General features: G+C 70.2%; 12 protein-coding genes and 1 tRNA gene. 6 read left to right on the forward strand and 7 right to left on the reverse strand.

What is annotated here, in order from left to right; translation table 11 throughout:
- Nucleotides 1–57 precede the first annotated feature (57 nt).
- Genes V6S02_RS10040 through V6S02_RS10060 form a run of 5 tightly spaced genes read right to left on the reverse strand, consistent with a single transcriptional unit; the run spans nucleotide 58 to nucleotide 2,932 of the window.
- Nucleotides 58–381: an Rv3654c family TadE-like protein gene (locus V6S02_RS10040; protein WP_124293833.1), complete on the reverse strand. Its 324-nt coding sequence runs from the start codon at nucleotides 379–381 to the stop codon at nucleotides 58–60.
- A 4-nt stretch (nucleotides 382–385) separates the two neighbouring features.
- On the reverse strand, nucleotides 386–727 hold the full coding sequence (locus tag V6S02_RS10045; protein WP_124293834.1) for a TadE family type IV pilus minor pilin: 342 nt from the start codon (nucleotides 725–727) through the stop codon (nucleotides 386–388).
- Nucleotides 724–942: a DUF4244 domain-containing protein gene (locus V6S02_RS10050; RefSeq protein ID WP_336400705.1), complete on the reverse strand. Its 219-nt coding sequence runs from the start codon at nucleotides 940–942 to the stop codon at nucleotides 724–726. Before V6S02_RS10050 ends, V6S02_RS10045 begins: the two co-directional genes overlap by 4 nt.
- Before the next feature lie 53 nt (nucleotides 943–995).
- On the reverse strand, nucleotides 996–1,910 hold the full coding sequence (locus tag V6S02_RS10055; RefSeq protein WP_336400706.1) for a type II secretion system F family protein: 915 nt from the start codon (nucleotides 1,908–1,910) through the stop codon (nucleotides 996–998).
- Nucleotides 1,907–2,932: a TadA family conjugal transfer-associated ATPase gene (locus V6S02_RS10060; RefSeq protein ID WP_336400707.1), complete on the reverse strand. Its 1,026-nt coding sequence runs from the start codon at nucleotides 2,930–2,932 to the stop codon at nucleotides 1,907–1,909. Before V6S02_RS10060 ends, V6S02_RS10055 begins: the two co-directional genes overlap by 4 nt.
- A 519-nt stretch (nucleotides 2,933–3,451) precedes the next feature.
- On the opposite strand from V6S02_RS10060, the gene acs reads away from it, so the two are divergent.
- Nucleotides 3,452–5,425, forward strand: coding sequence for an acetate--CoA ligase (gene acs / locus V6S02_RS10065; protein WP_336400819.1), 1,974 nt, complete (start codon nucleotides 3,452–3,454; stop codon nucleotides 5,423–5,425).
- A 132-nt stretch (nucleotides 5,426–5,557) separates the two neighbouring features.
- Here the strand turns inward: acs and V6S02_RS10070 are convergent, their stop codons facing one another.
- Both V6S02_RS10070 and V6S02_RS10075 read right to left on the reverse strand, forming a co-directional pair.
- Nucleotides 5,558–6,025 carry a RidA family protein gene (locus tag V6S02_RS10070; protein WP_336400708.1) on the reverse strand — a complete coding sequence of 156 codons (468 nt, stop codon included), beginning with the start codon at nucleotides 6,023–6,025 and terminating at the stop codon, nucleotides 5,558–5,560.
- Nucleotides 6,022–6,240 (reverse strand): hypothetical protein, encoded by a 219-nt coding sequence (locus tag V6S02_RS10075; RefSeq protein WP_124293847.1) that lies wholly within the window; start codon nucleotides 6,238–6,240, stop codon nucleotides 6,022–6,024. The genes V6S02_RS10070 and V6S02_RS10075 overlap by 4 nt, the downstream gene beginning before the upstream one ends.
- 107 nt (nucleotides 6,241–6,347) lie before the next feature.
- Between V6S02_RS10075 and V6S02_RS10080 the strand changes: the two genes are divergently transcribed.
- The 5 genes from V6S02_RS10080 (at nucleotide 6,348) to V6S02_RS10100 (ending at nucleotide 12,921) form a co-directional block, all read left to right on the forward strand.
- Nucleotides 6,348–9,092, forward strand: coding sequence for a transglycosylase domain-containing protein (locus V6S02_RS10080; protein WP_336400709.1), 2,745 nt, complete (start codon nucleotides 6,348–6,350; stop codon nucleotides 9,090–9,092).
- Nucleotides 9,092–10,024 carry a metallophosphoesterase gene (locus V6S02_RS10085; protein ID WP_336400710.1) on the forward strand — a complete coding sequence of 311 codons (933 nt, stop codon included), beginning with the start codon at nucleotides 9,092–9,094 and terminating at the stop codon, nucleotides 10,022–10,024. The genes V6S02_RS10080 and V6S02_RS10085 overlap by 1 nt, the downstream gene beginning before the upstream one ends.
- A gap of 131 nt (nucleotides 10,025–10,155) precedes the next feature.
- On the forward strand, nucleotides 10,156–11,985 hold the full coding sequence (locus V6S02_RS10090; protein WP_336400711.1) for a hypothetical protein: 1,830 nt from the start codon (nucleotides 10,156–10,158) through the stop codon (nucleotides 11,983–11,985).
- A gap of 16 nt (nucleotides 11,986–12,001) precedes the next feature.
- Nucleotides 12,002–12,075: transfer RNA gene (locus tag V6S02_RS10095), tRNA-Pro, on the forward strand.
- Between the two features lie 60 nt (nucleotides 12,076–12,135).
- Entirely contained in the window at nucleotides 12,136–12,921 is a 786-nt protein-coding gene (locus V6S02_RS10100; RefSeq protein ID WP_124293851.1) for an HAD-IIB family hydrolase, read from the forward strand.
- The last annotated feature ends 4 nt before the right edge of the window (nucleotides 12,922–12,925 follow it).

A 12,925-nucleotide genomic window follows, 5' to 3' on the forward strand; every position in this document is an offset into this window, starting at 1 on the left:
ATACACACCGCACAGGGGGGTGATCGCTGAGAGCGGGAGCGGCGTTCCCCCGGGGCGTCACGGGAAAGCGGGCGGCCCGGCGCGGGCCGACGCCGAGACCGGGAGGCCGAGGACGCGGCCTTCGACCGTCACGGTCGCGATGAGGTCGTCGAGCTCGCAGCGGACGAGCTCGGCCCCGATGGTGGCCGCCAGTTGCTCGGCTCGCTCGCAGGGCACCCCCGACAGCACGCCCGACGCGGCGTCGGCGGCGGCGAGTGCGGCCGCATCGGCGGCGCCCGCCACGCGTTGGGCCTGGACGGCGGCGCCGCCCACGGCGAGCAGACCCACCGCGAGTGCGGCGGTCACGCCGACGACGCCGACGGCGATCGACGTGCCGGCCACCGGATCACCATCCCCCGGACAGCCCGCAGCTGCGCGCCGTCAGGGTCATCGGCAGGACGGGGTGCGCCGGCGCGACGGCCGATACGCACACGAGATCTCCTTCGTGCGACACGGTGCCCCGAGCACCCGCCACGGCAGCCCTGATCGCGCCGTGGACGCGATCACCGTCTTCGCCGCGCGCGGCGAGGCGCGCCGCGTCTGCGGCGGCGTCCTGAAGCCGCACCTGCTGGGCAGAAACCGTCAACGCGGCGACCGAAAGCAGGACCACGACGATGACGGCGGGCAGCGCCACCGCGAACTCGGCGACGACCGACCCCCGGTCGCCGCCGAGCTCACGGCCCCTCACGCCACCGTCAGGGCGCGGCGGACCAGTTCGGTCAGGATGCCCCGCACCTCGTCGCTGCGCATGATCAGGACGAGGAGGCCGGCGAAAGCGACGGCGGCCATCGTCGCGATGGCGTATTCGGCTGTCGCCGCGCCGGTGTCGTCGGTGAACAGGGTCGCGGCGCGGCGGCGGGTCAGTCGGATCGAGCGTGTGGTGCTGTCGTGCGGGTGGGTCATGGTGGTCACTTCTCTCTGCGATGGGGTGGACGGTGGGCACGTTCGTTGATGTGTCACAGGCTGAGCGCCGACGAGGACAGGACGCTGAGGAACATGGGTCCGACCCCGAGGAGCAGGAACGCCGGAAGCGTGCAGACGCCGAGCGGCAGGAGAAGCCTCGTCGCGAGCTTCGCGGCACGGAGCCTGCCGTCGACGCGGGCCTGATGACGCGCGAGCGCGGCAGCGGCGCGCAGCAATTCGACAGCGGGCACCCCAGCCCTCCGTGACAGATCGAGCAGGCCGACGGTCGCCGGCGCGGGAGGGGTCCCCCATGCCGCGGCGACGAGGGTCCTCGCCCGTTCGATCGAGACGCCGCCGCTGAGGGCGATCGCCAGAAGCTCTCCGTCGAGGCCCGCGATTCCACCGGGCGGACGGGCCCTGCGGGCGAGGGATGCCGTCCAGCGCCGCGCGATGAGGATGAGGGCGCCGCCGATGACGAGGCAGGCGATACCCAGGGGGTGCGTCGTGAGGATCCCGACCGTATCGAAGCCGAGCAGAAGCCCCAGCGCGACCCCGAGAAGGGGCAGCCACCCGATCAGTCGGGCGGTTCCGGTGGGCTCGGCCAGGGCCACCCGGATCTCATCCGCTGCCTCCTGCGCGTCGCGGAGGGCGACGGCCAGACCGCGCAGGCTCGGCGCGAGAGGCGCACCGACGACGGTGGCAACCTCCCATGCCGCCCCGACCTCCCGCCAGGGACTCGCTTCCGGCCCCGTTCCACTGATCGCCGACGCGAGGGCGGCACCATCTCGTCTCCGGTCGCGAATCGTCCGCGCCGCGGCATCCCCCGTCTCGGCGAGGTGCTCCCACGCCCGGTCGGGCGTCACCCCCGCCTGTAACAGCACCGCCAGTTTCAGGACGGTGTCGGCGGCAGGGGTCGCGGGCGGAGCAGGTGAGCTCCGACCGGGGAGACGGGCGAGCAGCGCGCTCATCGGCCGGCCACCTCCGCCAGCTCCACGGGCGCGATCTCGAGCCGACCGACCGACGACAGCTGCGGACGCCCGGCGCCGGCGAGGCGGCGCCCGCTCCCGCTCCTCTCGACATGCAGTACCACGTCGATCGCGCTGGTCACCTGGCGGGCGAGCGCGTGGTCCCCGAGTCCTGCCAGCGCGCCGAGTGCTTCGAGGCGCGTGGCGACGTCGCCGAGCCCGTTCGCGTGCACGGTTCCCGCACCTCCGTCATGACCGGTGTTCAGCGCCGAGAGGAGCTCACGCACCTCTGCGCCGCGGCACTCCCCCACCACCAGCCGGTCGGGACGCATCCGCAGCGCTTCGCGCACGAGCCGAGCCAGGGCGATCTCGCCCGCCCCCTCGAGGTTGGCCTGGCGCGCCTCGAGCCGAGCATGGTGCGGATGCGAGAGGCGCAGCTCCGCGACATCCTCGATCGTGACGATCCTCTCCTCTGCGGGGGCGGCGGACAGCAGGGCGGCCAGAAGCGTGGTCTTCCCGGCGCCGGCGGCGCCGCTGACGAGCAGGTTCGCCCGCCGGGCGACCAATCGCTCGAGCGCGCGCTGGGCGGGCGGGTCGAACATGCCCGTCGCGGCGAGATCGTCCAGAGTGGGGGTACCCAGCCGCGGGATGCGCAGGGAGATGAGGGTGCCCTCCGGCGAGATCGGCGGAAGCACCGCGTGGACGCGGATCCCGCCCTCCAGACGCACATCGACGCACGGCGTCGCGTCGTCGATGTGGCGACCGCCCGCACCGATGAGGTTCACAGCGAGATCGCGGACCTCCTCCTCGCCGGCACACCACCCGTCCGCGCGCCGGGGCCCCGCACCACGGTCGACGAACAGACCCTGTGCGCCGTTGACGAAGACGTCCGACACATCCGGGTCGTCGATGAACGGCGAGAAGGCGTCGAGAACCGCCGGCCGCCGAACCCCGGTCGGTGCGGGTTCGCCCGCGCCGCCGCCCCCTCCCGCGACGCGGGGACGGGCGACGAACGGGATCGACATGCCCTCGACCGTAGGGACGGGACAGACTGCGCACAGCGCCGGAGGCGGGACCGGTGGACAGTCGAGTAGCCGGCGAAGATGTGCAGGAGACGACGGGCGACCGCCCCCGTGTGACCCCCCGCCCCCCGCGACTCGTCGCAGAGCGCGGCCCGGGTCGCGAGAAGGCCGCAGTATTCGACGGGTCGCGACGCGCCTCAGCGGCTCACCGACCCCAGAAGACGACAGACAGAAGGAGGCGGTATCCCATTGGGGGGAATGGGATACCGCCTCCTGCGACGCCCTGGCTCGGGGGGATGGGCGGGCGTCGCGAATGCCAGAATCGAAGTTCGGCCGGTGATGATCATACGCAGTCGTCACAGGCCGGCAAAACGGCGCCGGCGATCTCTCATCGGAATATCACATTCGTCTCATCCACCCACTAACGGAGGTAGTGAGGCGTTGCGGGGCGTCGGTACTCTCACGAGTGTTGTGGCCGGAAACGGCACCCGTTCGCCCGCGAAGGAGCGCGCACCGATGAGCATGACCAGCAGTCAGATCGATCACCTGTTGAACGAGAACCGACGGTTCGCGCCGTCGCCGGGTTTCGCCGACGACGCCGTTGCGAACGCCGATCTCTATGCCCGCGCGGATGAGGATCGCGAGGGGTTCTGGGCCGACCAGGCCCGCGAGCTGCTGCACTGGCACACGCCCTTCACGCAGGTGCTGAACTGGTCGAACCCGCCGTTCGCCGAGTGGTTCGCCGACGGCGAGCTCAACGTCGCCTACAACTGCCTCGACCGGCACGTCGAAGCCGGCAACGGCGACCGCGTCGCCCTGCTGTGGGAGGGCGAACCGGGTGATGAGCGGCGTGTGACGTACGCCGAGCTGACCGATGAGGTCAAGCGCCTCGCCAATGTGCTCGAGGGCCTCGGCGTCGGCGTCAACGACCGTGTGGCCATCTACATGCCGATGATCCCCGAGGCGATCGCCGCGATGCTCGCCGTCGCTCGTATCGGCGCTGTGCACTCCGTGGTCTTCGGCGGTTTCTCGGCTGACAGCCTCCGGGCGCGCATCGACGACGCCGGCGCGAAGCTCGTCATCACCGCCGACGGCGGCTACCGCAAGGGGAAGGTGTCACCCCTCAAGCCCGCCGTCGACATGGCGCTGGCCGACCGCAACGGCTCAGGCCCGCAGGAGACGGTCGAGAACGTCCTCGTCGTCCGCCGCGGCGGCAACGACGTCGACTGGGTGGAGGGCCGCGACCTGTGGTGGCACGACGTCGTCCCGGCGGCATCGGCCGAGCACGAGGCATCCGCCTTCCCCGCCGAGAATCCCCTCTTCATCCTGTACACCTCCGGCACCACGGGGAAGCCGAAGGGGATCCTCCACACCTCCGGCGGCTATCTGACCCAGGCCGCGTTCACGAACCGGGTCGTCCACGACATCCACCCCGAGACCGACGTGTACTGGTGCACCGCCGATATCGGCTGGATCACCGGTCACTCGTACGTCACCTACGGTCCCCTCGCGAACGGCGCCACGCAGGTCCTGTACGAGGGCACGCCCGACACCCCGCACCCCGGGCGCTGGTGGGAGGTCGTGGAGAAGTACGGCGTCACGATCCTCTACACCGCTCCCACCGCCATCCGCTCGTTCATGAAGATCGGGCGCGCGGTTCCGCAGAAGTTCGACCTGTCGTCCCTGCGCCTCCTCGGTTCCGTCGGAGAGCCGATCAACCCCGAGGCGTGGGTCTGGTACCGCGAGATCATCGGCCACGGCGAGACGCCCATCGTCGACACGTGGTGGCAGACCGAGACGGGCGCGATGATGATCTCCGCCCTTCCGGGTGTGACCGAGACCAAGCCGGGGTCTGCCCAGGTTCCCCTCCCCGGCATCTCGGTCGACGTCGTCGACGACGACGGCACCCACGTCGGCAACGGCAACGGCGGCCTGCTGGTGATCACCGAGCCCTGGCCGTCGATGCTCCGCGGCATCTGGGGCGACCCGGAACGGTTCAAGGAGACCTACTGGGACAAGTTCCGCGACAAGGGGTTCTACTTCGCGGGCGACGGCGCGCGCCTGGACGACGACGGAGACGTGTGGCTGCTCGGCCGCGTCGACGATGTGATGAACGTCTCGGGCCACCGCCTGTCGACCACCGAGATCGAGTCGGCGCTCGTCGCGCACGAGGCCACCGCGGAGGCGGCGGTCGTCGGCGCGTCCGACGAGACGACGGGCCAGGCCGTCGTGGCCTTCGTCATCATCAAGCAGAGCTACCTCGACAAGCACTCCCCTGAGGGACTTGCGCAGGCGCTGCGGGCGTGGGTGAGCGAGCAGATCGGGCCGATCGCCCGGCCGCGCGACGTCTACATCGTCGGTGAGCTGCCGAAGACCCGGTCGGGCAAGATCATGCGCCGGCTCCTGCGGGATGTCGCGGAGGGCCGTGAGGTCGGCGACACCACGACGCTCGCCGACACCGCAGTGATGAGCGTCATCTCCGCCCAGGTGAAGTAGCCCCACGCGGCTCACCCGCGCCGAGAGTGCATCTGGGCGCCGAGGGTGCGGGGTTCACTCGCATCCTCGGCGCGCAGATGCACTTTCGCGGTTTCGTGAGGAACCGCGAAAGCGGGATGCCGCGGCGCGGCGTCAGGCGAGGGTGAAGACGACCTCGACCTCGACCGGGGCGTCCAGGGGCAGGACCGGCACGCCGACGGCGGAGCGGGCATGACGACCAGCGTCGCCGAAGATCTCCCCCAGGACGGTGCTCGCACCGTTGATGACCCCGGGCTGACCGGTGAACGCGGGCACCGAGGCGACGAATCCGGTGACCTTCAGCACACCGGCGAGGCGGTCCACGCCCCCGGCGGCGGCTGCCGCCGCCGCGACGGCGTTGAGCGCGCACTGGCGGGCGTAACCCGCCGCGGCATCCGGGGTCACCAGACCGTCACCCTCGCCGACCTTGCCGGTCTCGGGAAGCGCACCCGAGACCATCGGGAGCTGGCCCGCGGTGTACACCAGGTCGCCGTGCACCTTGGCGGGGATGTAGGCGGCCACCGGCGGGACGACCGAGGGGAGCTCGATGCCGAGCTCGGCCAGGCGCTGCGAAACGCTCACTGCTCGTCTCCGAACTGGCGCGCCGCCTGCTCTGCCGCGCCGAGCGCCGCATTGGGAGCGCCGCCGCCGGTGGGCCGCTTGAAGTAGGCCACGAGGCCCCCTTCCGGACCCTGGACGACCTGCACGAGCTCCCAGCCCTGCTTCCCCCAGTTGTTGAGGATGGCGGCGGTGTTGTGGATCAGCAGCGGAGTGGTGAGGTACTCCCACGTCGTCATCGAGGCTCCTGTGGTCGGGGCGGTATCGCGGGCGGATGCTGGGAAAGATCTCCGTGGGCGCACGCCGGTCGAGGGATCGCCCAGGAAGCTCCCTTACGATCAACCCTATGCCTGAGACGAAACGGACGGGTAGCGGTGTGCTCGGCGGCCTCCTCGGGGTCGTCGGACTGAGCGCCGTCGCCGGTGTGCTCGTGACCGCCGCCGTCACCCCCGCGATCGCGGTCTCGGGGGCCGCGGCCTCGAGCGCCATCTCGATGTTCGACAACATGCCGAGCTACCTCGAGATCGACGAGCTGATGCTGCCGACGACCCTCATGTACGTGAACCCCGACAACGGGCAAGAGGTCGAGTGGACGAAGTTCTACGACCAGAACCGGTCGCCGGTGACCTTCGATCAGGTGGCGCCGGTCGTCTACGACGCCGTGCTGTCGTCGGAGGACCCGCGCTACTACCAGCACGGCGGTGTCGACCTCATCGGCACGACCCGCGCGCTGCTGAGCAACGCGCAGGGGGGTCAGACCCAGGGTGGGTCGTCGATCAGCCAGCAGTACGTCAAGAACGTGCTCATCCAGCGCTGCGAGCGGGATGCGGAAGCCGAGGTCGACGCTGACGGCAACGTCCTGAAGACCCGCGACGAGGTCCTCCGCAACTGCTGGGAAGAGGCGACGAACGCCACCGGCGCCGAGGGCTACGAGCGCAAGCTTCAGGAGATGCGGTACGCGATCGCCCTCGAACAGCGGTATTCGAAGAACGACATCCTGCTCGGATACCTCAACATCGCCAATTTCGGCGGCACGAACTACGGCATCGATGCCTCGTCGAAGTACTACTTCGCCGTCCCCGCGTCGCAGCTGAGCGTCTCTCAGGCCGCAACCCTCGCCGGCATCGTCCAGAACCCGAACACCTACCGGATCGACCGACCGAACGGTTCGATCGTCAACTCCGAAGGTGTGGGGTACAACAAGGCGCCCGATGGCTCGATCGAGGACGTCGAGCCCGGCACGATCCAGGCGCTCTACACCCTCCGTGATGAGGGCGTCATCAACGATGAGCAGCTGCTCGCTGCGGCGGACGGCTACAGCGCCACCAAGGGCCGGCAGCTGTACGTGCTCAGTCGCATGCTGGATGACGGCAAGATCAACCGCGACCAGTACATCCAGGCGGCGGTGGAGCCGATCACCCCGACGATCACGCAGCCGGTGACGGGGTGCCAGTCCACCGGTGCCGCTGCGTACTTCTGCCAGTACGTCGTGTCCACGATCCAGAATGATCCCGCTTTCGGCGAGACACGCGAGGCTCGGGACCGGGCGCTCCGCCAGGACGGCCTGAAGATCTACACCACGATCGACCCCCGTGTGCAGGGCGCCGCCGAGCAGGCCATGGCCGACTACGCGCCGACGTCGATCGAGGGCATGGAGTTCGGGGCGACCGCCACGAGCATCGAGGCCAAGACCGGCCGCGTCCTCGCGATCGCACAGAACACCCGCTACGTGCCGGGTGCAACCGAGGATCCCAACGAATCGTCCATCGTGTTCGCCGGCGACTCCACCTACGGCGGCTCGGGCGGCTTCGGCGCCGGTTCGACCTTCAAGCTGTTCACCCTCATCGACTGGCTCGAGCAGGGCAAGTCCCTCCGCGAGGTCGTCAACGGCACCGATCGCAACATCCCCCGGATGACCTCCTGCGCGGGCGACTGGGTCAACCCCGGCAGCGACCGGATCCGCAACTTCGGCAACCAGCGCGGCTACAACGGCACCCCCCTGCAGTTCACCGCGCAGTCGCTCAACACCGGCTTCATCGGCATGGCTGCGGAGCTCGACCTCTGCGACATCACCAACGTGGTGGCCAAGATGGGTGTGACCAGCGGGAACGGCGAGCCGATCAACGTCACCGTGCCCTCGCAGATCATCGGCGTCAACGACGTCTCACCGATCGCGATGGCGGGCGCCTACGCCACCGTCGCCAATGGCGGCACCCTCTGCCAGCCGAAGGTCATCGACCGCGTGGTGGACAACAACGGCGTCGACCGCCCGGAGCTCGTCCCGGTGCGCAACTGCTCGCCCGTCCTCACCCCCGAGGTGGCGTCGACGGCCGCGTTCGCTCTCCAGGGCGTGATGGCTCGCGGTGGAACCGGTGCCCAGGCGAACCCGTTCGACGGCACCCCGATGCTCGGAAAGACCGGCACCAACGAACAGCGTCACTCGTGGATGATCGAGTCGTCGACGAACGTCACGACCGCCGTGATGGCCGGCAACGTCCGCGGCACCGTCGACATCGCGCGCGCCTATGCCTATGACCGACGTGTCATGGACATCCGGTACCCGATCGCCCAGCGCATCCAGGCGACCGCCAATGCCGCGTACGGCGGAGACGACTTCCCGCCGCCCGCCGAGAACCTGATCCGTCAGGTGGTCCGTGACGTTCCGAACGTGGTCGGACAGACGATCGACCAGGCCCGGGCGACCCTCGAAGGCGCCGGCTGGGAGGTCAGCGTGGGCGAGGCGGTGAACTCCGACCAGCCGACGAACATCATCGTGCAGCAGAACCCCTCGGGTCAGGCACCGGCCGGCAGCGTCGTGACGATCAACCCCAGTAACGGTCAGGCCGCCACCGTCCCCGACGTCAGCGGGCAGAATCCCGCCGTCGCCGCGGGAGCCCTCAACGCGGCCGGGTTCTCCGCCCAACTGGGGTCGTGTACTCCCGATCCCGGATCCGGTGGCGGTCGTGTCACCGGAACCGACCCTGCGGCAGGAACCGCGACCACCCGCGGCGCCACGGTGACGATCAACTTCACCGCCGCAGCGTGCCCCGGCCAGGGCGCGCCCGGCAACGACGAAGACGACGACGAGTAGTGCCGCACCCTCTGACGAGGGCCGCCCTCACCACGCTCGGCGTGGTGGGGGCGGCCGGCACCGCGGCGGCCGTCTGGGGTGTCGGTGTCGAGCGTTACCTCTTCACGGTGCGTGAGCACCAGCTGCAGCTCCTTCCCGCGGGCGCCCGGCCGTTGCGCATCCTCCACGTCTCCGACGCGCACATGGCGCCGTGGCAGCGGCGGAAGCAGCGCTGGATCGCCGGCCTCGCGGCGCTCGAACCCGACCTGATCATCAACACCGGCGACAACCTCGGCCACCCCCTGGGGCTCGACGGCATCCGCGCCGCATTCGGGCCGTTCCGCGGCATCCCCGGGGTGTATGTCCACGGCTCAAACGATCACGTGGCACCCAGTCCGCGCAATCCGTTCAAGTACTTCCTGGGCCCGTCGAAGATCAAGACCGAGCCCGAGCTGCTCGACACCGACCTGCTCGATCGATATCTCACCGATGAGCTCGGCTGGCACGATTTGAACAACACCGTCGCCGCTCTCGACGCCGCCGGAGCCCGTATCCACGCGTTCGGTGTCAACGACGCCCACCGCGGGTGGGATCGCCTGGGGTCGCTTCCCGAACCGATCCAGCGGATGCGAGAGGGCGAGGACGCAGCGCTCACGATCGGTGTGACCCACGCGCCCTACCGCCGCGTTCTGGACGCCTTCGTCGATCTCGGGGCGGACGCGGTTCTCGCCGGGCACACGCACGGCGGACAGGTGCGCCTTCCCGGCGTCGGCGCACTTGTGGCGAACTGCGACATCCCGCTCGATCAGGCGCGGGGGCTCAGCACCTGGTCGCACGCCGGCCGCACCGTACCGCTGAATGTCAGCGCGGGTCTCGGCCACTCCATCTATGCCCCGGTACGCTTCGCGTGCCGCCCGGAGGCGACGCTCATCACGATCCTCCCCCGCCGCTGAGTCCTCGACGTCCTCTCCTGCACAACGGCGGGGTGCGCGGACTTCTCCACCGAAGCGTCCCCTGACGACCTGCGCGATGGGCCCGGCGGCGACGATCGATCCGTCCGATCGTCTAGCCGGGAGTCCGCACGATGCCCTTCACCACCCTTCGCCCCGCCGCGTTCCCCTCCTCGATCCGAGGACTCCTTCGACTCCTGGCCGCGAGCGTCGCGCTGAGCGTCGTCGTGATCGCGGGATCGGTCTTCGCCGCTGCTCCGGCCTCGGCCGCCGAGCGCGGGACGGGTTTCGGCACCTGGGCGCCGATATCGGCGCACGGATGGCACGGCTCCATGCTCGTGAACGGCGTCCACACGTACTGCATCGTCCCAGGCCTGCCGTTGCCGACCGGCCCGAGCATCGACCACGGCATCAGCGGCGGCGCAGCGGGGCTCTCCGGCGAGCAGCTGACCCGCATCAATCACCTCGTGTCCACTCACGGACAGACGGATGACCCGGTGCAGGCGGCCGCGGTCGGCTGGGCCGTCAAGGCGATCGCGAACTGGAATGACACGCTCCGCCAGTTCGGCTATGAGGGCGACTCGCTCGCCGGCGTCATCGACCGGGTCTTCTCCCGTCTTGCGCCCGAGCACAACGCGGCGGTCCAGCAGCGTGCGGTGGCGTTCTACGACGAGGCGATGCGGCGTGGAACCGACGCCCCCACGGGGACGCTGGTCTTCACCGTCGACCCGGTCGATCATCGCCGCGGCACGGTCAGAGTCGAGACGAGCGCTGCCGACGCGGTCGGAACGGTGACGCTCGTCGACGCGGTGTTCAGCGAGTCCGGTGCGCCGACCCTCGAGGGGGTGACGCCGGGAACCGAGTATGCGATCACGACAGCACCACCGGCGCCCGGCCGCGCGTACACGGTGAGCGGGACCGGCCGCTTCGCGGGCGGAGTCGCCCCGGCGGTCCGCCACGTCACCACCGCGGGCGACCAGGACACCGCAGGCCCTGGGGGCCCCGCGACCTTCGAGGTGTCCGGCGCCGACACCGCGCCGCGCGTCCCCCTCTTCTCCCCCGCGATCACGACGCAGGTCGCTGCGCGCTACGTCCCCGGTGGGGCGTTCGTCGATGACGTGAACATCACTCTCTCCGACGGCGACTGGCCTCGGTCGACTGACGGATCACCCCTGCCGATCACCGCCGGCGCTGAGGTCTACCGCACGTCGTGGGAACCCACCGAACCGCAGGCATCGGTCCCCGCCGACGCCGAACCGGTGGGCTCGCTGGCGCTCGTGACCGGTGACCAGGGCGGAGACGTCCCCTATCGCGTCACCTCCGACTGGGAGCTGCCCGGCCCCGGCTTCTACACCGCAGTGTGGACGATCACCCGCGACACCCAGCACCCCGACGTCGCCGCGCATCTGCCGGCGGAGTTCTCGTGGACGGAGTCGTTCGGCGTGCGAAGCCAGATCAGCGTCGTCCCCGACGTCTCGTCGAAGGCGGAGGAGCACGTCGCCGTCGGCGATCCGGTGTCGGACACGATCATCGTCGGCGGCGTGATCCCCACCGGTGGTCTGTCCGTGTCCTCCGCCGTCTACCGCTCCGCCGACGGCGTGCCGGCCGCCGACGCCTGCACCCCGGAGGCCCTCGTCTGGGAGAGCGAGCCGATCGCGGTGACCGAGGCGGGCGAGTACATCGTGACGTCCCCTGCGATGACGGAACCGGGAACGTACTACTGGCGGGAGCGTGCGGTGGATGCCGCCGGCGAGGAGGTGCATCACGGAGCGTGCGGCGTCGCCGCCGAGACGACGATCGTCGCGGAAGCGCCTCCCGCCCCGACCCCGTCCCTCGCGGCGACCGGGGCGAGCATCGCCACGGTGGCTGCCCCTCTCGTCGTCGGGCTGACGGTGGTGGCCACCGGCATCGCGCTCGGGACGTCGCGCCGCCGTCGGTTCGAACACGGCGCGGGCATCGGGTAGGCTTGGGGGGTTGCCACGGGGTGTGGCGCAGCTTGGTAGCGCGCTTCGTTCGGGACGAAGAGGCCGCAGGTTCAAATCCTGTCACCCCGACCGCAGAGAGGCCTCACCGATATCGGTGAGGCCTCTCGCACGACACCGAACAGGAGCGCCGTGAACGACACCTCGCCCCAGCCCGCCCCGAAGCTCGTCGCCTTCGATCTGGACGACACCCTCGCGCCCTCCAAGAGCGCCATCGATCCCCGCATCGGCGATCAGCTGATCGCGCTGGCCGAGCGCGTCGAGGTCGCCATCATCTCGGGCGGTCAGCTGTCGCAGTTCCGCACGCAGGTCGTCGATCTTCTGCCGGCGGCCGCGCCCGACATCCTCGATCACGTCCACCTGCTGCCCACGTGCGGCACCCAGTACTACCGGATCGACGCCGACGGCATACGCACCGTGTACGCGCACAGCCTCACCGACGACCAGAAGTCTCGCGCCATCGCCGCCGTCGAGGAGGAGGCCCGACGGTTGGGCCTGTGGGAGAGCGAGCCGTGGGGTGAGATCCTCGAAGACCGAGGGTCGCAGATCACCTTCTCGGCTCTGGGCCAGCAGGCGCCGCTGGACGCCAAGACGGCGTGGGACCCGACCGGCGAAAAGAAGAACGCCCTCCGCGACGCCGTCGCCGTTCGCATCCCCGACCTCGAGGTCCGATCAGGCGGCTCGACGTCGGTCGACATCACGCACCGCGGAATCGACAAGGCCTACGGCATGCGTCAGCTCTCCGATCAGACGGGCATCGCGCTCGATGACATGCTCTTCGTCGGAGACCGCCTCGACCCGCACGGCAACGACTACCCCGTCCTGGCGATGGGCGTGCGCTGCCAGGCCGTCGAGGGATGGGAGGACACCGCGACCTTCCTCGATGCGCTGCTGCCGACCCTCTCCCCTCGCGCCTGAATCT

Source organism: Microbacterium sp. CCNWLW134 (genome assembly GCF_037083565.1).
Lineage (GTDB): Bacteria > Actinomycetota > Actinomycetes > Actinomycetales > Microbacteriaceae > Microbacterium.

Bases quoted from the DNA above. Each gene is read 5' to 3' on its own strand.
- V6S02_RS10090 (WP_336400711.1), top strand. From the start codon at position 10,156: ATGCCCTTCACCACCCTTCGCCCCGCCGCGTTCCCCTCCTCGATCCGA.
- V6S02_RS10055 (WP_336400706.1), bottom strand. From the start codon at position 1,910: ATGAGCGCGCTGCTCGCCCGTCTCCCCGGTCGGAGCTCACCTGCTCCG.
- V6S02_RS10060 (WP_336400707.1), bottom strand. From the start codon at position 2,932: ATGTCGATCCCGTTCGTCGCCCGTCCCCGCGTCGCGGGAGGGGGCGGC.
- V6S02_RS10080 (WP_336400709.1), top strand. From the start codon at position 6,348: ATGCCTGAGACGAAACGGACGGGTAGCGGTGTGCTCGGCGGCCTCCTC.
- V6S02_RS10075 (WP_124293847.1), bottom strand. From the start codon at position 6,240: ATGACGACGTGGGAGTACCTCACCACTCCGCTGCTGATCCACAACACC.
- V6S02_RS10050 (WP_336400705.1), bottom strand. From the start codon at position 942: ATGACCCACCCGCACGACAGCACCACACGCTCGATCCGACTGACCCGC.
- acs (WP_336400819.1), top strand. From the start codon at position 3,452: ATGACCAGCAGTCAGATCGATCACCTGTTGAACGAGAACCGACGGTTC.